Origin of the sequence: Lentibacillus amyloliquefaciens (genome assembly GCF_001307805.1) — a bacterium.
Lineage (GTDB): Bacteria > Bacillota > Bacilli > Bacillales > Amphibacillaceae > Lentibacillus > Lentibacillus amyloliquefaciens.
This window is the reverse complement of record NZ_CP013862.1, coordinates 3,093,685-3,113,363: the sequence shown is the minus strand read 5'-3', so window position 1 is coordinate 3,113,363 and position 19,679 is coordinate 3,093,685. Positions and strand designations below refer to the sequence as shown.

The 19,679-nt window shown below is 45.1% G+C and carries 17 protein-coding genes; 1 reads left to right on the top strand and 16 read right to left on the bottom strand.

The features are described from left to right. Positions 1–106 precede the first annotated feature (106 nt). The 3 genes from prmC to AOX59_RS15640 all read right to left on the bottom strand — a co-directional run bounded on the left by prmC (position 107) and on the right by AOX59_RS15640 (position 2,830). Positions 107–970, bottom strand: a complete 864-nt coding sequence (gene prmC / locus AOX59_RS15650) for a peptide chain release factor N(5)-glutamine methyltransferase (protein WP_068448398.1) — start codon at positions 968–970, stop codon at positions 107–109. 15 nt (positions 971–985) lie between these two features. Beyond that, complete coding sequence (prfA, locus tag AOX59_RS15645; RefSeq protein ID WP_068446828.1) at positions 986–2,056, bottom strand: peptide chain release factor 1; 1,071 nt, start codon at positions 2,054–2,056, stop codon at positions 986–988. Positions 2,057–2,203: 147 nt separating this feature from the next. Then, positions 2,204–2,830: a thymidine kinase gene (locus tag AOX59_RS15640; RefSeq protein ID WP_068446827.1), complete on the bottom strand. Its 627-nt coding sequence runs from the start codon at positions 2,828–2,830 to the stop codon at positions 2,204–2,206. A 74-nt stretch (positions 2,831–2,904) separates the two neighbouring features. On the opposite strand from AOX59_RS15640, the gene AOX59_RS19810 reads away from it, so the two are divergent. Next, positions 2,905–3,057, top strand: a complete 153-nt coding sequence (locus AOX59_RS19810; RefSeq protein WP_156418729.1) for a hypothetical protein — start codon at positions 2,905–2,907, stop codon at positions 3,055–3,057. A 262-nt stretch (positions 3,058–3,319) separates the two neighbouring features. On the opposite strand, the gene AOX59_RS15635 is transcribed toward AOX59_RS19810, so the two are convergent. The 13 genes from AOX59_RS15635 to AOX59_RS15575 all read right to left on the bottom strand — a co-directional run bounded on the left by AOX59_RS15635 (position 3,320) and on the right by AOX59_RS15575 (position 19,638). Continuing rightward, positions 3,320–3,565 (bottom strand): type B 50S ribosomal protein L31, encoded by a 246-nt coding sequence (locus tag AOX59_RS15635; protein ID WP_068446826.1) that lies wholly within the window; start codon positions 3,563–3,565, stop codon positions 3,320–3,322. A gap of 147 nt (positions 3,566–3,712) precedes the next feature. Next, positions 3,713–4,993 (bottom strand): transcription termination factor Rho, encoded by a 1,281-nt coding sequence (gene rho / locus AOX59_RS15630; RefSeq protein WP_068446825.1) that lies wholly within the window; start codon positions 4,991–4,993, stop codon positions 3,713–3,715. A gap of 403 nt (positions 4,994–5,396) precedes the next feature. After that, entirely contained in the window at positions 5,397–6,365 is a 969-nt protein-coding gene (glpX, locus tag AOX59_RS15625) for a class II fructose-bisphosphatase (protein ID WP_068446824.1), read from the bottom strand. Positions 6,366–6,472: 107 nt separating this feature from the next. Further along, the gene (locus tag AOX59_RS15620) at positions 6,473–7,759 is read right to left on the bottom strand and encodes a UDP-N-acetylglucosamine 1-carboxyvinyltransferase (RefSeq protein WP_068446823.1); all 1,287 of its coding nucleotides are present in this window, start codon (positions 7,757–7,759) and stop codon (positions 6,473–6,475) included. A gap of 96 nt (positions 7,760–7,855) precedes the next feature. Next, positions 7,856–8,497 carry a fructose-6-phosphate aldolase gene (gene fsa / locus AOX59_RS15615; RefSeq protein WP_068446822.1) on the bottom strand — a complete coding sequence of 214 codons (642 nt, stop codon included), beginning with the start codon at positions 8,495–8,497 and terminating at the stop codon, positions 7,856–7,858. A gap of 348 nt (positions 8,498–8,845) precedes the next feature. Beyond that, on the bottom strand, positions 8,846–9,202 hold the full coding sequence (locus AOX59_RS15610; RefSeq protein ID WP_068446821.1) for a response regulator: 357 nt from the start codon (positions 9,200–9,202) through the stop codon (positions 8,846–8,848). A gap of 219 nt (positions 9,203–9,421) precedes the next feature. Then, positions 9,422–11,020: a CTP synthase gene (locus AOX59_RS15605; RefSeq protein WP_068446820.1), complete on the bottom strand. Its 1,599-nt coding sequence runs from the start codon at positions 11,018–11,020 to the stop codon at positions 9,422–9,424. A gap of 223 nt (positions 11,021–11,243) precedes the next feature. Continuing rightward, a complete protein-coding gene (gene rpoE / locus AOX59_RS15600; protein WP_068446819.1) occupies positions 11,244–11,798 on the bottom strand; it encodes a DNA-directed RNA polymerase subunit delta in 555 nt (184 codons plus the stop codon). Between the two features lie 339 nt (positions 11,799–12,137). Then, entirely contained in the window at positions 12,138–15,374 is a 3,237-nt protein-coding gene (icmF, locus tag AOX59_RS15595) for a fused isobutyryl-CoA mutase/GTPase IcmF (protein ID WP_068446818.1), read from the bottom strand. A 14-nt stretch (positions 15,375–15,388) separates the two neighbouring features. Further along, complete coding sequence (locus AOX59_RS15590) at positions 15,389–16,036, bottom strand: TetR/AcrR family transcriptional regulator (protein ID WP_068446817.1); 648 nt, start codon at positions 16,034–16,036, stop codon at positions 15,389–15,391. Then, a complete protein-coding gene (meaB, locus tag AOX59_RS15585) occupies positions 16,037–16,969 on the bottom strand; it encodes a methylmalonyl Co-A mutase-associated GTPase MeaB (protein ID WP_068446816.1) in 933 nt (310 codons plus the stop codon). It lies immediately after the preceding gene. Between the two features lie 161 nt (positions 16,970–17,130). After that, a complete protein-coding gene (locus tag AOX59_RS15580) occupies positions 17,131–18,270 on the bottom strand; it encodes an acyl-CoA dehydrogenase (RefSeq protein WP_068446815.1) in 1,140 nt (379 codons plus the stop codon). A gap of 228 nt (positions 18,271–18,498) precedes the next feature. Continuing rightward, entirely contained in the window at positions 18,499–19,638 is a 1,140-nt protein-coding gene (locus tag AOX59_RS15575) for an acyl-CoA dehydrogenase (RefSeq protein WP_068446814.1), read from the bottom strand. Positions 19,639–19,679: the final 41 nt, after the last annotated feature.

Below are 19,679 nucleotides of genomic sequence, written 5' to 3'. Positions count from 1 at the left end.
ATCAACCATTATGGACAGAGGTTCCTCACTTCATACTATGAATCTATCAATTTTTCGGACAGGGGGGCGGAATCGCTGTCCCCATGTGATGGCCACAGTCAAACTATCATTTATCCGAAGCCAGGCTGTCACAGAAGCCGTGGACTATTCGTTGCTTGCCATTTATATCCCGGATAACGGAAACATCCATTTCCGGTATCGCTGTTTGCAACAAACCCTGCACATCGCTTCCTTGCCGGTGCCCGATTTCAAACAATACATTACCGCCATTTTGGTTTAGCGTATCACGGAGCCGCCTGATAATTGCTTTATAGGCAGCCAGGCCATTATCTTCTGCAAAAAGAGCCTCTTTGGGATCAAAATTTTTCACTGTATCGGAAAGCAGCATTTTTTCATCAGGGCTGATGTATGGCGGGTTGGAGATGATCAAATCTGTCGTAATCTTGTGATCGATCAGCGGCTCCAGGTAATCCCCTTCAAGAAAAGTAATATCAGCACCCAATCGCGCCGCATTTTTTTCTGCCAGCTTGAGTGCTTCTTTGGAAATATCGGTCGCATAGACTATCGCTTGTGGCAGTTCAAGTGCCAGCGTTATAGCAATAATACCGCTGCCCGTTCCAATGTCAGCGATCCTCATTGGTTCAGCCGAGGCTGTCTGCACCACGTACGCAATGAGTTCTTCTGTCTCAGGGCGGGGAATCAGCGTATATTCATTCACAAGAAAATCCCGGCTATAGAACGATGCGAAGCCCGTGATATGCTCAAATGGGACACCTGTTTCCGCATGCTCAGTGAGGGCATGGTGAAATTGGTTTAACACACTTTCAGGCACTTCCTCATTCATCATCGTGAAAAATTTTGACCGGGATACGCCAAGATAATGCTGCAGTAGTAGTTCGGCCATTTTTGGCTCTCGATTATTTTCTTCTAAAAAAAGAGAAGCCCGTCGCAGGACTTCATGTTGTTTCATTTCTGTTTTCAAGGTTTATTCACCAATTTCTTCGAGTTTCTGCGCTTGCTCTTCCATCAGCAGGGCATCGATGAACTCATCCAGTTTGCCTTCCATGACCTGATCAAGTTTTTGAATCGTCAGGCCGATGCGATGGTCCGTTACACGGGTCTGCGGGAAATTATACGTGCGGATCCGTTCCGAACGGTCACCGGTACCAACAGCTGATTTGCGGTTCTCGTCAATTTCTGCCTGCGCCTCTTGCTGGAATTTGTCATAAATTCGTGCCCGAAGCACTTTCATCGCTTTTTCTTTATTTTTAATCTGTGACTTTTCATCCTGACAGGAAACGACGATGCCGGTCGGATCGTGAGTAAGCCTCACAGCAGACATGGTCGTGTTGACGCTTTGGCCGCCCGGACCGCTTGAAGCAAATGTATCAACACGAATATCTTTTTCATTGATGTCCACTTCCACATCTTCCGCTTCAGGCAAAACAGCTACCGTTGCAGTTGACGTATGAATACGGCCGCCGGACTCAGTTTCGGGTACACGCTGAACGCGGTGTGCCCCGTTTTCATATTTCAGTTTGGAATAAGCACCAGTGCCATTTACCATGAAAATGATTTCTTTATATCCGCCGACTCCGGTTGAGGTCGCCTCAACGACATCAATCTTCCAGCCATGTGCTTCTGCATATTTTGCATACATGCGGTATAAATCACCGGCAAACAGCGCCGCTTCATCGCCGCCCGCTGCACCGCGGACTTCCATAAATACGTTTTTCTCATCATTTGGGTCTTTAGGCAAGAGCAGAACCTTAAGTCTTTCCTCCAGTTCCTCTTTTTTCTCGGAAAGCTCTTCAATCTCAGCTTTTGCCATGTCCTGCATTTCATCATCTGATTCGTCTTCAAGCATTTCTTTTGTATCTTTTAATTGCTGTTCAACATCTTGATACGTGCGGTAAACCTGCACGACCTCTTCAAGATCGGACTGTTCCTTTGAATACTCACGCAGTTTAGTCGTATCACTTATTACCTCAGGATCACTGAGTAATTCATTCAATTTATCATAACGGTTTTCCAAAGATTGCAGACGTTCTAACACGGCGTTCACCTCATTTCGATTAACAATCTAATTATAATACACTCATAGGGGGAGGTCAAAAGATGCCGGAGTACGGCAGGGCTTGCATCTACCTGAGATGATTCAACCGCTAAATGAGCCTAAAAAAAGAGCGCTTTAGCACTCTTTTTACTCGGAAACTTCGCTTATGGCTTGTCCGCCGTTCTTATTATCGGGTTTATTCGGTACATCGTGGTGATGACGGCACCTCGGTTCATAAGACTCAGATGCACCAACCATTATAACCGGATCATCATACGACGCAGGCTTGCCATTGATTAATCGCTGGGTGCGGCTGGCGGGCGAACCGCAAATGGGACAAATTGCATTCAATTTAGAAATGGATTCACTTTGTGCCATCAATTCCGGCATTGGACCAAACGGCTCTCCGCGAAAGTCAGTATCAAGACCGGCAGCGATGACATGGATTCCTTTATTTGCCAGTTCATTGGCAACTGTTACGACATTATTATCATAAAATTGCGCCTCATCAATACCGACAACATCTATTTGCTTATTCTCAACGTATTCCAGTATATTGGCAGAATGTTTTACAGGACGCGCAATAATTGAAGTCCCATTGTGCGAAACAACTGATTCATCAGAATATCTGTCATCAACGACCGGTTTAAAGACGCGCACTGATAAATGGGCGTATGTGGCACGGCGGACGCGCCTTATTAATTCTTCTGACTTTCCGGAAAACATGCTGCCGCAAATGACTTCCAGCCATCCGCTATGATTCATCACATACATGGGCCGGGCTCCCTTCCAGGTTGTATTTTTATTATGTACATGGCATTTTTCATCATCTTAGGTTCTTTTCATATATGATGTTGCTTTTAGAACATAGCAGCCTGCATTTCCATAAGAGGCGGTCCTCTCTGATTGATATGACCATCATTCCGGTTGATATCATGCCCGAACCGGTTAATGTTGATACCATGCCTGTTCCGGTCCAATTGGCAGTCGCAGTTGCTTAATAAATAAATTTGTTAAAAACAACAACCTTTAAGAAAAGAGCAGATTTTATAGGGTTATAAAAGCGAAAAAAACAGGCAACGTTTAGACATATTGCCTGTTTTTACATGGATTCCATGTGATTTTGCCTCAGCTTTTTACTTCAATCCAGTTCCGCGTGCTAGCGGCTCGTGACGTAAGCAATAAACACTCCGAACGGAAAAAAACACCGTTCTGCGGTTTCTTGCTTACACATGTCGCCGCTAATCAAGCACACGTCACTTTTTACTTCATATTATATTTTTTCTTGAATCGGTCGACACGTCCACCGACTTTGTCGGCTTTTTGCTTGCCGGTGTAGAATGGGTGTGAAGCTGAGCTGATTTCGACACGGATCAATGGATACGTGTTTCCGTCTTCCCATTCAATTGTTTCTTCGGAATTTTGTGTTGACCCGCTCAGAAATTTATAATCTGAACTTGTGTCCAAGAAAACAACGTTTCTGTATTCCGGATGAATTTCGTTTTTCATTTCTGTCCACTCCTTTTTGCCCTGAATCCTTATGCATTCAGAGTTATTGTCAGAGCTTTTGCTCAGGACGTTATCTAATCTTAACTCACTTAAAGAATTATAACAGCGCAAGTGTATGATTGCAATAGTCATTCATTGGCAGTACATTTAAGTTTTGGTTCCTTTGCGCTTCATTTCTTCCTCCATCTGCTGGAAGAATTCCATGTTGTTTTTCGTTGATCTGAGACGTTTCAGGAAACGGTCTAAGAAATTATGCGAGTCCTGCATCGTTTTACGGATTGCCCAGATTTTGTCAAGATGCTCTTTGGAAACCAGCAACTCCTCTTTCCGGGTCCCCGATTTCAGTATATCAATCGACGGGAAGATGCGGCGTTCGGCAAGACTGCGGTCCAAATGCAGTTCCATATTGCCTGTCCCTTTAAACTCTTCATAGATAACATCATCCATTCTCGATCCCGTGTCAATCAAGGCCGTTGCCAGGACGGTGAAACTGCCGCCTTCCTCGATATTCCGGGCTGCACCAAAGAAACGTTTGGGCCGGTGGAATGCTGCCGGATCAATCCCGCCGGAAAGTGTCCTACCGCTTGGAGGAATGACCAGATTATATGCACGGGCAAGCCGTGTGATGCTGTCCATCAATACGATGACATCGCGCTTATGTTCCACCAGGCGCATCGCACGTTCCAGAACAAGTTCAGAGACTTTAATATGATTTTCCGGAACTTCATCAAATGTTGAACTGACCACATCAACATCGTTGTCGACAGAACGCTCAATATCGGTTACTTCTTCAGGGCGCTCATCCACAAGCAGAATGATCAGTTTGGATTCGGGATGGTTCGCCGTAATGCTGTTGGCAACCTCTTTTAAGAGCATTGTTTTACCGGCTTTTGGCGGTGCAACAATCAACCCGCGCTGACCAAAGCCGACCGGTGTCATCAGATCGATAATTCGGGTCGATAAATTTTTCGTCTCACGCTCCAAGCCCATATGCCTGTCCGGATACAATGCAGTCAGTGCCGGGAAATGCACGCGTTCTTTCGACGTCTCCGGGTCTTCACCGTTTACCGCATCCACATGAAGCAGGCCGTAATAGCGTTCATTTTCTTTTGGCGGACGGACTTTGCCGGATACTTTATCCCCATTTCTTAAATCAAAACGGCGGATTTGTGATGCGGAAATATAAATATCTTCTGCACTCGGGGAATAATTGATTGGGCGAAGAAAGCCAAAACCTTCTGAAGGAATGATTTCCAGAATGCCGTCCATAAATAAAAATCCGTCTTTTTCAGCTTGAGCTTTTAAAATAGAAAAAATTAGTTCTTTTTTTGTCAGTTTTGCATAGTAGGATACTTTGTATTCCCGAGCCAGAGCATAAATCTCCTTTAGGTTTAATGTCTCCAGATGGGAAATTGTTAAGTCTGCCATTAAATAAATCACCACACCTATTTATTTTTGAAGATTGTCCGAGCAAATCCTGCTTGGACCCAATTTTATATATGAAATTAATTGTGAATGTTTCTCTTTCTATGTGAATGGTCAGTTTAAAACGATAGGAAGAGTTTGCAAGGAGCTAGAATGGAAGTTTCTCTATATTACAATTATCATTGCCGCACACCCCGAATAATAAACATATCCATCATACCTTTTTCCGGCTTGATATTCAATACTATGACAGACATTTTTTCGGCTGAAACATAAAGTGGGGAAAGTTAAGGAAGCCAATGGGCAATTTGGCTTCCTATTAGAATAGTATGTTTAAGAGGTTGTTCAAAAAGTCCGGTGAAAATGACACGTCGGTCCTTTTCATCCTCCTTTTTAAACACGCACTCTAAGGCTGAATGACAAGGTTTGGTTTTTTCTTCAGGCTGTGCTCGCCATCGATGAATCGGACGGTCCCGCTTTTGGCACGCATAACAACTGATTGTGTTGTTGCCTTAGTTCCCTTAAATTGAACACCCTGCAAGAGCTCACCATCTGTGATGCCCGTTGCTGCAAAAATAGCATCATCTCCGCCGCAGAAATCATCCATATGGTAAACTTCTTCAAGGTCATCGATGCCCATTTTTTTGCATCGTTCAATTTCTGCATCATTGGACGGAACCAGTTTTCCCTGGATTTCCCCGCCAAGACATTTAAGCGCAGCTGCACTGAGGACACCCTCAGGGGCGCCGCCAATCCCCATTAAAACATCGACGCCTGTATCTTCAAAAGCAGTGTTCATGGCAGCAGCCACATCACCATCCGGAATGAGTTTGATGCGTGCGCCGGCTTCGCGAATTTCCTTGATTAATTCAGTATGACGCGGCCGGTCAAGCACAATTGCCAGGACATCTTCAACGTTTTTGTTTTTTGCTTTGGCGATTGCTTTTAAGTTATCAATAGTTGATGCATTAATATCGACTTCCCCTACAGCTTCAGGGCCGACGGCAATTTTTTTCATATACATGTCAGGCGCATGCAGCATTTTACCTCTATCGGCAATCGCAAGAACGGCAAGTGCGTTCCATGTTCCTTGAGCAACGATATTCGTGCCTTCCACCGGATCAACTGCAACGTCTGCTTCCAGGCCGGATCCGGTACCGAGCTTTTCACCAATATACAACATCGGTGCTTCGTCCTTTTCACCTTCACCGATGACAACTGTACCCTGCATCGGAATCGTATTAAAAACATCACGCATAGCTGTTGTCGCAGCGTCATCCGCTTCATTCTTTTGCCCGCGGCCCATCCAGCGTGCAGAAGATTGTGCTGCTGCTTCAGTGACACGGACAAGTTCCATCGATAAACTTCTTTCCATATTTCCCTCTCCTTTATATTAAAATATCCTCATCCCAAAAGGATTTACATATGGAGGTGTTTTCTCTGTTATTTCGTTTTCGGTCTAAATCGACAGAAACATCCCTGTCAGGAGTCCTGAATTTGTTTTATTTCTTGTTCATTCATTTCTTCACGCCATATATTGGCGCCCAGGCTGTTCAGTTTTTCGGTTATTTTGTCATAGCCGCGGTCAATATGTTCCACACCGGTGATTTCGGTAATCCCATTTGCCATCAGCCCGGCAATGATAAGTGAAGCACCAGCACGCAGATCACTCGCCTGTACACGGGCACCTTCCAGCTGGACAGGGCCGTTAACAATGACCGAGCCGCCCTCAACTTTGATAGTTGCATTCATCCGCCGTAATTCGTCAATATGTTTTAAACGTGAGGCGTAAATTGTATCCGTTATAACACCTGTGTTGACAGCTTTGGTCAATAAAGATGTAAACGGCTGCTGCAAATCTGTCGGGAATCCCGGATAAACCAATGTTTTAACATCAACGCTTTTGAGAGGCTGCTTCGGTGCAATATATAATTGTTCATCATTCTGCTCAACTGTGACACCCATCTCTTCCATTTTTGCCAATACCGGTTCAAGATGCTGTGGAATCACGTTATCAATGATCACTTCGCTGCCCTGCGCTGCTGCAGCTATTGCATAGGTCCCCGCTTCAATCCGGTCAGGAATAATCGTATGCTGACAGCCATGCAGTGATGGGACACCTTCAATCCGAATCACATCTGTTCCAACCCCTTTAATGTTGGCTCCCATATTCGTCAAGAGTGTGGCAACATCAATGATTTCAGGCTCTTTGGCGGCATTTTCAATGATTGTTTTGCCTTTAGCCTTCACAGCAGCCAGCATGATATTGATTGTGGCGCCTACACTGACTACATCAAGGTAAATTCTCGCGCCCCGCAGTTCATTGGCGCGAATATAGATGGCACCTTGTTCATTGGTCACCTCAGCTCCAAGGGCCTCAAATCCTTTTATATGCTGATCAATCGGGCGCGGGCCCAAATGACAGCCGCCCGGAAGTCCGATCACTGTCTGATTGAATTTGCCAAGCATGGCTCCCATAAAATAATAGGACGCTCTGAGCTTTTTCACTTTTCCATTTGGAAGCGGCATCGACACCATGTTTTCCGGATCGATATGCACCGTCTGCCCGTCCCAGCTGACTTTTCCGCCTATTTCTTCCAGTAAATCACCAAGTGTGTATACATCTGATATGTTGGGGAGGCCCTCAATCATGACGTGTGAATCGGCTAAAAGCGCAGCAGGCAATAAGGCAACAGCACTGTTCTTCGCTCCATTGATCCGTACTTTGCCCTTTAATGCATGCCCGCCTTCAATTAAAATTTTTTGCAATTGCAGCACCCCGCTTCTTGACGTCGTACACTTCTAACCTGGCCAGTCGCATTTGCCATCCTTCTTAATTTGGACGTTTTTTCCAGTTTTATGCATTTATTTTTGATTATTCCAGTCTGCAAGGAATTTTTCAATACCCTGATCGGTTAATGGATGTTTAACCAGAGAACCGAGCACTTTATATGGAATGGTCGCAATATGCGCACCATTCATAGCCGCATCTGTTACATGCAGCGGATTCCTGATCGATGCAGCAATAATTTCGGATCCGATGCCATGGACATCAAATATCTCCCTAATCGTTGCAATAAGGTCCATACTGTCATGACCGATATCATCCAGCCTGCCGAGGAACGGTGAAACGTATGAAGCACCGGCCCGCGCTGCCAAGAGTGCTTGATTAGCGTTGAAAATCAAGGTCACATTTGTTTTAATATTTAACTCGCTGAATGCTTTGACAGCTTTCAGACCTTCCGGCGTCATCGGAACCTTGACCGTAATATTCGGTGCAATCGCCGCAAGATCCTTACCTTCTTTAATCATACCTTCTGCATCTTCTGAGATAACTTCTGCGCTCACTGAACCGGAAACTTCATCCGTAATCTCCTTTAATCGGTCGTGAAATGACACGCCTTCTTTAGAGACAAGACTTGGGTTGGTTGTGACACCTGCCAGAATACCAAGCTCATTGGCAGAACGGATATCATCAATACTTGCTGAATCCAGGAAAAATTTCATCGGTTACCCCCGCTTTCTTATTTTTCACGCTCAGGTGCCTTTAGACACCGGCAACAAATTGTTCTTTCCATCATAACAAATAATTCTTTACATTATAAGAATACCAACAAGAGCTGGATGGCGCAACCTTCATAACAGATTGTTTGCCCGTGTAAAAAGTTAGAAAAACAGCAGAAAAATCTGCTGCTTTCAACCCTATATTTATCCCGCATGTAACTGGCAGTAAGACCCCCACTGATTGAAGATTCGCTTTATGATGATAATGATAAATCCAAAAACTATTATTAAAGTCTGTATTCAAAACTCCCATGTTTTGATAGACACCGTTACCGGACTTTTTGAAGCCTCTTAAATCACTTTCTGTACAAAACCACTGATTTCCTGGATATTAAACGGTTTCGCAAACACTTCTTTTACCAGGTTGAATTGCAGCGATTCTGTTCTCACTTCTTCGGCTAAACCGCTCATAACAATTGCCGGAAGGGGGACTTGATCATTTTCCAGTTGTCTTAAAACCTGTACACCATCCACAACCGGTAATTTGTAGTCGAGAATAAGCAAATCATACGATCCGGCATATACTTTATCAAGTGCCTCTTTGCCTGTTTCAGCCAGTGCCACCTCGTAACCTTCGCCTTTCAAAACTTCCTGCAGCAACATGCGAATGGCCGGCTGATCATCGACAACCAATATTTCTTTTGTCATAGGTCACCTCCCGCGATAGAAAAATCATCCAATTAAAGTTGCTTAATTATAAATATTCTAGTAAAATTCTGAAATTCCTTCTTTTTAAAGAACGAATATATAAAAAGATAACAATAATAAATGTGCTTATCAAAACAAGACCTGGATAAAAGAGGGCAATGAAGTGCTGCCCTTAATTACAGGTCTTGCTGCAAGCATCTAATTTTTATAGATGACATGTTATGTTTGCGATGCTGCACCGACAAAGCCTTCAAACAATGCCTGCGGACGGGTCGGCCGCGATTTGAATTCAGGATGAAACTGACACGCTACAAACCAGGGATGGTCTGCCAGCTCGATTGTTTCCACCAATCTGTCATCAGGGCTTGTACCGGAAAGATACATACCGTTCGCGCGCAACTGCTCCCTGTAGTCATTATTGAATTCATAACGGTGGCGATGACGTTCATAGACAAGGTCTTCATTGCCATATGCTTGTTTCGTTTTTGTCCCTTCCATTAATTTGCATGGATAGCTGCCAAGCCGCAATGTGCCTCCCATTTCGGTAATGTTTTTCTGTTCCGGCAATAAATCAATGATCGGATATGGGGTATCGGGATCAATTTCAGCAGAATGCGCATTTTCCAGTCCCATGACATTCCGGGCAAACTCGACTGTCGCCAGCTGCATACCAAGACAAATTCCGAAAAATGGCTTTTTATTTTCACGGGCGTACCGGATGGCTTCGATTTTCCCGTCAATGCCGCGATCGCCAAAACCGCCGGGCACCAATATGCCATCCACTTCCTCGAGTTCTTTTTTGATAGACGCTTTGTCTTGTTTTTCAGAATTGATCCATTTCACTTGAACGTCGGCATCGTATGAAAAACCGGCATGTTTTAATGCTTCAACAACAGACAGGTAGGCATCCGGGAGTTCGACATATTTCCCGACAAGACCAATGACGGTCGTATTAGGCAAGTGACGCACACTGGAAAGCAGGTCTTCCCACTCACGCATATCCGCTTCATCACAGTTCAGTCCAAGGTGGTCACAGGTCAGCTGGTCCAGATTCTGTTCCTGCAGTGCAATCGGTACCTGATATAATGTATCCGCGTCAAGCATCTCGATAACGGCTTCTTTATCTGTATCACAAAACAGTGCAATTTTTTCTTTCATTTCTTCACTGATCGGCAATTCCGAACGCAGCACAATCACATCCGGCTGAATACCCAATGAACGCAATTCTTTCACACTATGCTGGGTCGGTTTCGTTTTAACCTCGCCTGCTGCTTTAATATATGGAACAAGTGTACAATGGATATACATGACATGTTCCCGGCCGATATCACTTTTGATTTGCCGTATGGCTTCCAGAAATGGCAGCGATTCGATATCCCCGACAGTGCCGCCGATTTCCGTTATGACAACATCAGCTTTTGTCGCCTGCCCTGCCCGGAAAACCTGCTCTTTAATTTCATTTGTAATATGCGGAATCACTTGAACAGTTCCGCCAAGGTAGTCGCCGCGCCGTTCTTTCTTAATGACGCTGGAATACACTTTACCTGTTGTGATATTGCTGTATTTATTCAAGTTGATATCAATGAATCGCTCATAATGTCCCAAATCAAGATCAGTCTCAGCACCGTCTTCTGTAACGAAGACCTCACCGTGCTGGTAAGGGCTCATCGTCCCCGGATCGACATTAATATACGGATCGAACTTTTGAATGGTTACCTTCAGTCCCCGATTTTTTAACAATCTGCCAAGTGACGCGGCCGTTATCCCTTTTCCTAATGAAGAAACAACACCGCCAGTCACAAAAATATACTTAGTCAATGATTCATCCCTCTTCTTTCCAAAGAATTTAATTGTTCACTATGACACTGTGATTAGGTTATATCGTTCGTTAATCGTTAAACATGACACACACAATTTTGATATTACCTGCAAAAATAAAAGCGCTCCCCCTTTTAATATAGGGGGAGCGCTGACCGTTTATAAATTTAGCGAGCCCAATAAAAATTTTACTCATCGGTCATTAAAAAGTCAAGCAGCGGTTTTATTTATTTTCTTTTTCCTCATTTTCCTCTTCTTCACTTTCCTCTTCTTCCTCATCAAAATCTTCATCTGCTTCATCATGTTCGTCATCAAAACCTTCACCTTCGCCAAGCTCTTGCGTTTCATCCAACACTTCATCATCAAACGTGTCGGTCAGGACTTCAACATTATCTCCCGTGTCATCGAGGGATGACTCAGCAGGTTCCTCAGGCTCTTCACGCGGCTTTTCTTCTTCCTTTTTCTTCTTTGCCTTTTTCTTGCTCTTCTTTTTCGGAGCGGTGTGTATGATTTCATCCATTTGCTCAACCGGATACCAGCGCTTCAGTCCCCAGATGCCGGAGCTGATTGTCAAAAACCTTCCGTCAATTGTCAGATCTGTATAAAACTGCGCAATGTATTCCTGTTTCTGTTCTTCAGTCAAACCTTTTAATTCGGCTACTTTATTAAAAAGATCGTTGAAATTCTGCGCTTGCTGCTGTTCAAGTAAATATTCATTGGACAATTCAAGCATTGACCTTACTTCAAGCTCTTCGCGGCTGTATTCTTTCAAGCTCACGATACCGCACTCCCTTTTTTATGAGTTTCTTAATCAGGCCTTGTCGCCTGAATGATATATATTGATAAATCGTACCATTCATTATAAACAAAAACAGGTGCAATATGCCAGCATAAACAATAATAAATCATGATTAATTTTGCAGCGGCCTTTTTCCGAGAAGGCTGAAGCGTTGCCCTAAGGCGCGCGACTGCCTGGAACGGAAATCAACATAGCACTACATCGTAGTTTATGGATTTAGGCCATCAACAACTGACTTTTACAATACAACGTTTCTGAAAATCACACATTAAGAAGGAACCGGCTGTTTCGCCGGTTCCTTTAATGCGACATTTGCTATTACATATTTCTTCTGTACTGACCGCCGACCTCATATAGGGCGTTCGTAATTTGACCGAGGCTGGCCGCTTTTACGGTTTCCATTAATTCTGCAAAAATATTTCCGCCCGATGCAGCCACGTCCTTCAGGCGATTAAGAGCTGCTGTTGTTTCTGCTTTATTCGCCTCCTGAAATTTATGCAGTTCACTGATTTGATGTTCTTTTTCTTCCTTGGATGCCCGGGCAAGTTCCATGGAGTTTATTTCCTCAGCTGACGCGGGATTCGGGTTCACATACGTATTAACTCCGACGATCGGCAGCTCACCGGAATGTTTCTTGCCTTCATAATACAGTGATTCTTCCTGGATCTTCCCGCGCTGGTATTGCCGTTCCATAGCTCCAAGCACACCGCCGCGGTCATTCATTTTTTCAAACTCCTGCAACACTGCTTCTTCCACAAGGTCTGTCAGTTCTTCCACGATAAACGACCCTTGCAATGAATTCTCCGTTTTCGTCAGGCCAAATTCTTTATTGATAATCATTTGTATGGCCATCGCACGCCTGACAGATTCTTCAGTCGGTGTCGTGATTGCTTCATCGTAAGCGTTTGTATGCAATGAATTCGTATTGTCCTGAATCGCAAGCAGTGCCTGCAGTGTCGTTCGGATATCATTAAAGTCGATTTCTTGTGCGTGCAGGGAGCGTCCTGATGTCTGGATATGATACTTCAATTTTTGACTGCGCTCATCCGCGCCATATTTATCGCGCATGGTAATCGCCCAGATACGGCGTGCTACACGGCCAATAACCGTATATTCCGGATCAAGTCCGTTGGAAAAGAAGAACGACAGGTTCTGCGCAAACTTATTGACATCCATGCCACGGCTTAAATAGTACTCCACATAGGTGAATCCGTTAGCCAGTGTGAAAGCAAGCTGGGTGATCGGGTTTGCACCTGCTTCTGCAATGTGATAGCCCGAAATCGACACAGAGTAATAATTGCGCACATTTTTGTCGATAAAATACTGTTGGATGTCACCCATCATTCTCAGTGCAAACTCTGTTGAGAAAATGCACGTATTCTGGCCCTGATCTTCTTTTAAAATATCTGCTTGGACTGTGCCGCGTGCAACCGATATCGTTTCATCCCTTAGACTCTCATATTCTTCCCGGCTTGGCTCACGGTCGTTTTCTTCTTTGAATTTTTCAAGTTGCTGATCGATTGCCGTGTTAAAGAACATAGCCAAAATAATTGGCGCCGGGCCATTAATTGTCATGGATACAGACGTTTTCGGATCAATCAGGTCAAAACCGTCATACAGCTTTTTCATGTCATCGAGTGTACAAATGCTGACTCCGCTTTCCCCGACTTTGCCGTATATATCCGGTCTTGGCGCCGGGTCTTCCCCGTATAAAGTAACCGAATCAAACGCGGTGGACAGCCGCTTTGCTTCGCTGTCTTTGGACAGATAATGGAAACGGCGGTTCGTGCGCTCCGGCGTTCCTTCACCGGCAAATTGACGTGTCGGATCTTCCCCTTGGCGTTTAAACGGGAATACGCCTGCCGTATATGGAAATGAGCCCGGAAGATTCTCCTTCATCAGCCAAAGCAGCTGTTCGCCCCAATCCTTATACTTCGGCATGATGACTTTCGGGATGTTCAAACCGGAAATGGATTCGATCTTAAGGTCCATCTCAATTTCTTTGTTGCGGACTTTATAGGTCATTTTGTCGCCACTGTACTGCTCCTGCAGGTCATCCCATGAATCCAGCATTCTTTTGGCTGGAGGATCCATTTTGTCTTGGTGTGATTGGATGGCCTCATCGATAACGTCAGTATCCGCCTCATCATCGAGCACATTTTTGGCCCCTTCAAGCTGGTAAAGTTTCCGTGCCAAATCACTCTGCTTTTCAGCATTTTCATGATAGCCGCGGACATGCTGAGAAATTTCACGCAAATAATGACGCCGTTCATTGGTGATGATCATGTTTTGTTTCTCAGCTATTTTATGCCGCTCAAAGTCAACTGATTCCTCCCAGTCAAATCGGTCATTCAGCATATCAATCATGGATGCAAACAGCGCGTTTGTACCGGCATCATTAAATTGGCTGGCAATCGTTCCGAAAACCGGGAACATTTCTTTGTCCTCGCCGAATAGCAAATGGCTGCGCTGATACTGTTTCCGCACCTGATTCAATGCATCTTCCGACCCTTTTTGCTCATATTTATTGATCACGACAAAATCCGCAAAATCAATCATGTCGATTTTTTCAAGCTGTGATGGCGCACCGAACTCGGACGTCATGACATACATTGATAAATCGGTGACATCCGTGATGGCTGCATCCCCCTGACCAATTCCGCTTGTTTCAACAATAATGAAATCGTAATGAGCAGCACGAAGCACATCGAGCACTTCCTGAAGCGAGTGAGATAGTTCTGTTCTCGATCCCCGTGTCGCCAGCGAACGCATATACACGCGGTCTGTGAAAATTGCGTTCATCCGGATACGGTCACCGAGCAGGGCGCCGCCGGTTTTCTTCTTGGTCGGATCAATTGAAATGATGGCAATTTTTTTCTCCGGTATTTCATTCACAAAACGGCGGATCAATTCGTCTGTCAGCGAGCTCTTTCCGGCCCCGCCTGTTCCGGTAATACCGAGGACCGGTGCATTGTTTGATTGTGACTGCAGCTTTTTCATTAAGCTCTGTTTTTCTTCACTATCCTCATGATTTTCAATATAAGAAATCAAGCGTGCAACGGACTGCCGATCACTGTCTGCAAGTTTTGCCTGAGCTTCTTTTAAGTCAACCGGGGGCAGGACATCACATTCTTCAATCATGCCGTTGATCATGCCCTGCAATCCCAATTCACGGCCATTGTCCGGTGAAAAAATACGTGAGATGCCATAATCCTCAAGTTCTTTGATTTCATGCGGAATAATCACGCCGCCGCCACCGCCATAAACCTTAATATGGCTGGCGCCCAGCTCGTTAAGCAAATCAATCATGTATTTGAAGTACTCCACATGACCGCCCTGATAGGATGAGATGGCAATTCCCTGAGCGTCCTCCTGAATCGCTGCATAAACGACTTCTTCAACGGACCGGTTATGCCCCAGATGAACAACTTCAGCCCCGCTCGCCTGAAGAATCCGGCGCATAATATTAATTGAGGCGTCATGTCCGTCATATAAACTCGAGGCCGTTACAAACCGGACCGGATTGACCGGTTTATAGATCTGTACTTGTTCCATGGAACCCCTCCTGCTTAAGGTGTTTGATCAGTTTTTTCATTTTGCATATGATCTGTTGACAAAGATTGCTTCAGAAAGTGAATTTGGCGTTCAATGTACTCTTCCAATGTGAATTGCTTTTGCAGCATCCACCGTCTGAATCCCCACATCTGTCCCTGAACAAAAATATTGTTGGCAAGAAGCGATACGTCTTGTTCATCAATGGTCTCAGGCAGGCATGCTGTAAACATCCTTTCCAGCATCGCCACCATATCCCGCTCCTTCTTAATGACATATTCCCTCGATTCTTGTTTGAGCGACTTGACTTCCTGATACATAATGATGATTTCCTCCTGCATGTCGTCCATCAGGCGGAAATACGATGCAACAATTTCCTCCAATTTAGCAACAGATGGGTTATCCCAGTCAGTTGCCGATTCAAGACGGTTCCTGACCTGGTCATAAATCGCATCACACACCAGAAACAGCACATCTTCTTTCGTCCGGATATATTCATACAGCGTTCCGATGCTGAATCCTGATTCTTTGGCGATCTCCCGTGTCGTCGTCCGGTGAAAGCCTTTTTCCTTAAATAATACAATGGCTCCTTTGATCATCTGATTTCGGCGCTTTTCCACCAGGTAGGAATCTTTCACTGAAGATATAACCTGCTCATTCGACATTTAGCCGCCCCCTTCCTGCTTCCAGTCTTTAAAAATTTCCTGTGCACGTCTGTATGGATCATCATCCGCTTGTATATCAACGTTTGTTTTCTCTGCAAATGCTTTGACTTCCCGCCAGATTTCTTCACGGACCAGTTCATAGACTTCCTGTTCCTGCTGCTGTTTACGGCGTTTTTGACCCGCTTCTGTCCGGTATAAATAATCATGATGTTCATTGATTTTTTCCCATAATTTATCAATGCCTTTGTTTTCGGTTGTAATCGTTTTAATGATTGGCGTTAGCTGATCGTTTTTTGACGTCATCATGACCAGCTCTTTCAGGAGGCCTTTCAGTTTTCCGACACCATCAAGGTCCGCCTTGTTGATGACAAATAAATCGGCAATCTCCATAATGCCCGCTTTAAAAATCTGCAGAACATCCCCGCTATTCGGTGTCATAACGAGCGCTGTCGTATCAACGATTTTCATAATATCGAGCTCAGACTGACCCACACCGACTGTTTCCACGATAACGACATCAAACCCGTAAGCATCACATATCCTGACAGCATCTTTTGTCGCCCGTGCAAGACCGCCAAGACTGCCGCGGGTTGCCATACTGCGGATGTAAACCCCGTCATCGGTGAAATGCTCATTCATGCGAACCCGGTCGCCAAGGAGTGCACCTCCGCTGAACGGGCTCGTCGGATCAACGGCAATGACTGCGACCGTCTTGCCTTCATGGCGGACATGAGTGATGAGGCGATTCACCAGTGAGCTTTTCCCGGCACCCGGTGATCCGGTAATCCCCACATAATGCGCATGCTTTTGACTGGTGGCAAACACACCACTCAGCATGTCGAGCTTCTCCGGATGGTCATTTTCCACCATGGTAATTGCCCGGGCCAGCGCGCGTATGTCATTTTGCTTCATTCGTTCAACGAGATGCTGCATAATTGTCTTCCTTTCCGCTACCTGCTTGATACTCTGCTTGCAGTTGCTCGGGGTTCGATCTCCTGTTGCTCACATTTTTGGTGCTGAGCTCATTCGAAATTGCGAACTTGAGCGGAAAAATTGTGAACTTGAGCCGATTCTGTGACAACTTCAGCCAAAAGCTATTTCGTCAGCATGCGTCCAATCACGAGACGCTGAATTTCGTTTGTTCCTTCATAAATTTGTGTGATTTTCGCATCGCGCATGTAACGCTCGACCGGATAGTCTTTTGTATAGCCGTAGCCGCCAAACACTTGAACGGCTTCAGTCGTAGCACGCATTGCCGTGTCTCCGGCATACAGTTTGGACATGGCGGAAGCTTTACCATATGGCTTTCCTTCTGTCTCAAGCCATGCTGCCTGATAGGTTAATAGACGGGACGCTTCGATTTCCGTTGCCATGTCTGCGAGTTTGAATGAGATGCCCTGGTTGGCGGCAATCGGTTTGCCAAACTGTTCACGTTCTTTGGCGTAATCCACTGCCGCATCAAGCGCGCCCTGTGCGATTCCGAGTGCCTGGGCTGCAATACCATTGCGTCCGCCATCAAGTGTTGTCATAGCAATTTTAAACCCATCACCTTCATCTCCCAGCAGATTTTCTTTTGGCACACGGCAGTTTTCAAAAATAAGCTCAGTTGTAGGGGAGGAACGGATGCCGAGTTTCTTCTCTTTCTTCCCGGTTGAGAACCCTTCCGTTTCCTTCTCTACAATAAATGCACTGATACCTTTATGGCGCGCTTCCGGGTCTGTCAAAGCAAATACAATATAAATATCGGCCACACCGCCATTGGAGATCCAGACTTTATTTCCGTTCAGGATATAATCATCACCGTCTTTTTTAGCAACGGTTTTCATGCCGGCCGCATCACTTCCGGACCCTGGTTCAGACAGCGCATAAGCCCCCAGCGCTTCTCCTGTAGCAAGCCGGTAAAGGAATGTATTCTTCTGTTCTTCGTTTCCATATTTAAAAATTGGCCAGCTTGCCAGTGAAAGGTGCGCTGATAACGTTACGCCGGTTGATGCGCATACACGTGATAATTCTTCAACCGCAATACAATAACTGACATAATCTGCACCGATTCCCCCGTATTCCTCAGGCCAGGGAATCCCTGTAAGCCCGAGCTCAGCCATCTGGTCAAAAATACCTCTGTCAAAACGTTCTTCCTCATCACGTTCTGCCGCTGTTGGTTCCACATCATTTTTGGCAAAATCACGAACCATTTTTCGCAGCATTTCCTGTTCTTCGGTTAGTTCAAAGTTCATCGTCTATTATCTCCTTTCAAAAATGCTAGTTCGTTTTTATAGAAACCCTTTTGCTTAGCATTCGCAGGCCGCCTATTCAACCGGAATGATAACTTTATCGACCAGCCTGGGCGGCAACAGCGACTTATGGAATCCCTCAATCTCAAACGGCAATGACGTTGGAGGAATTCCATAATGATCCCGCAGTATTCTAAGAGCAATCATATTTGCGAAAAGAGTTGTTTGAAATTAGCCAAGCAGATCTTTCGCTATTACTTTATGCTGGATTTCATTTGTTCCTTCGTAGATTTCGGTCACTTTGGCATCACGGAAAAGCCGTTCAACCGGATATTCTTCTGTATAACCGTAACCGCCAAATATCTGAACAGCTTCAATGGCTGCTTTACGCGCTGTTTTGGATGCATACATTTTGGCCATCGATGCTTCCTTGCTTGACGGGACCTCCTTTTCCACCAACTCTGCGGCTTGATAGACCAATAGTTTGGCAGCTTCGACTTCAGTTGCCATATCAGCTAGTTTAAACGATATTCCCTGATTTGCCGCAATTGGTTTACCAAATTGTTCGCGTTCTTTGGCATAATTCGCTGCATGTTCAAGGGCAGCCTCACCAATCCCCAAGGCTTGAGAAGCGATACCAATTCGCCCAACGTTCAAATTGGCCATCGCAATTTTAAACCCTTCGCCTTCCTCACCGAGCAGCTGCTGTTTTCCAACGGCACAGTTATCAAAGTTGAGCTGAACGGTACTGGATCCGTGCAACCCCATTTTCTTTTCAGGCTTTCCGATTATCAGACCGGGTGTATCTTTTTCAACAATAAAGGCACTGACGCCTTTTGAACCCGGCTCATCACTTGTTCGGGCAAACGTGATGTATGTCTGCGCTTCTCCGCCGTTCGTTATAAAAACCTTTGATCCATTAAGAATGTAACGCTCACCATCTTTGACGGCTTTCGTTTTTGAGCCTGCAGCATCCGAACCGGCGCCTGGTTCTGTTAAAGCAAACGCTCCAAGATATTCACCTGAGGCCAGTTTAGGGACATATTCCTTTTTTTGTGCTTCACTGCCAAATTTTAAAATCGGATTAGTGCCGACGGATGTATGAACCGACAATATAACACCGAGCGTTGCGCTTACTTTGGACAGTTCATTTATAGCGATAATATATGACGTATAATCCATGCCGCTGCCACCGTATTTTTCAGGAATGGGAACTCCCATCAGTCCAAGTTTTCCCATTTTTTGGATGATTTCTCGCGGAAAACGGTCTTCCGTTTCCATTCGGTCAACTTCTTGCTGCACTTCTTTTTCAGCAAAGTCCCGAACCATCTTTCGCATCATTTCTTGTTCTTCGGAAAATTGAAGGTTCATTTGTCGTGTCCTCCTCGCGGGAAATCATAGTTGTTATCGTT

What these genes read in the sequence shown, in the direction of transcription:
- prmC (WP_068448398.1), bottom strand. Translation starts at nt 970, where the DNA reads ATGAAACAACATGAAGTCCTGCGACGGGCTTCTCTTTTTTTAGAAGAA.
- AOX59_RS15640 (WP_068446827.1), bottom strand. Translation starts at nt 2,830, where the DNA reads ATGTATGTGATGAATCATAGCGGATGGCTGGAAGTCATTTGCGGCAGC.
- AOX59_RS19810 (WP_156418729.1), top strand. Translation starts at nt 2,905, where the DNA reads ATGATGTTGCTTTTAGAACATAGCAGCCTGCATTTCCATAAGAGGCGG.
- AOX59_RS15635 (WP_068446826.1), bottom strand. Translation starts at nt 3,565, where the DNA reads ATGAAAAACGAAATTCATCCGGAATACAGAAACGTTGTTTTCTTGGAC.
- rho (WP_068446825.1), bottom strand. Translation starts at nt 4,993, where the DNA reads ATGGCAGACTTAACAATTTCCCATCTGGAGACATTAAACCTAAAGGAG.
- glpX (WP_068446824.1), bottom strand. Translation starts at nt 6,365, where the DNA reads ATGGAAAGAAGTTTATCGATGGAACTTGTCCGTGTCACTGAAGCAGCA.
- fsa (WP_068446822.1), bottom strand. Translation starts at nt 8,497, where the DNA reads ATGAAATTTTTCCTGGATTCAGCAAGTATTGATGATATCCGTTCTGCC.
- AOX59_RS15610 (WP_068446821.1), bottom strand. Translation starts at nt 9,202, where the DNA reads ATGACAAAAGAAATATTGGTTGTCGATGATCAGCCGGCCATTCGCATG.
- icmF (WP_068446818.1), bottom strand. Translation starts at nt 15,374, where the DNA reads ATGGAACAAGTACAGATCTATAAACCGGTCAATCCGGTCCGGTTTGTA.
- AOX59_RS15590 (WP_068446817.1), bottom strand. Translation starts at nt 16,036, where the DNA reads ATGTCGAATGAGCAGGTTATATCTTCAGTGAAAGATTCCTACCTGGTG.
- meaB (WP_068446816.1), bottom strand. Translation starts at nt 16,969, where the DNA reads ATGCAGCATCTCGTTGAACGAATGAAGCAAAATGACATACGCGCGCTG.
- AOX59_RS15580 (WP_068446815.1), bottom strand. Translation starts at nt 18,270, where the DNA reads ATGAACTTTGAACTAACCGAAGAACAGGAAATGCTGCGAAAAATGGTT.
- AOX59_RS15575 (WP_068446814.1), bottom strand. Translation starts at nt 19,638, where the DNA reads ATGAACCTTCAATTTTCCGAAGAACAAGAAATGATGCGAAAGATGGTT.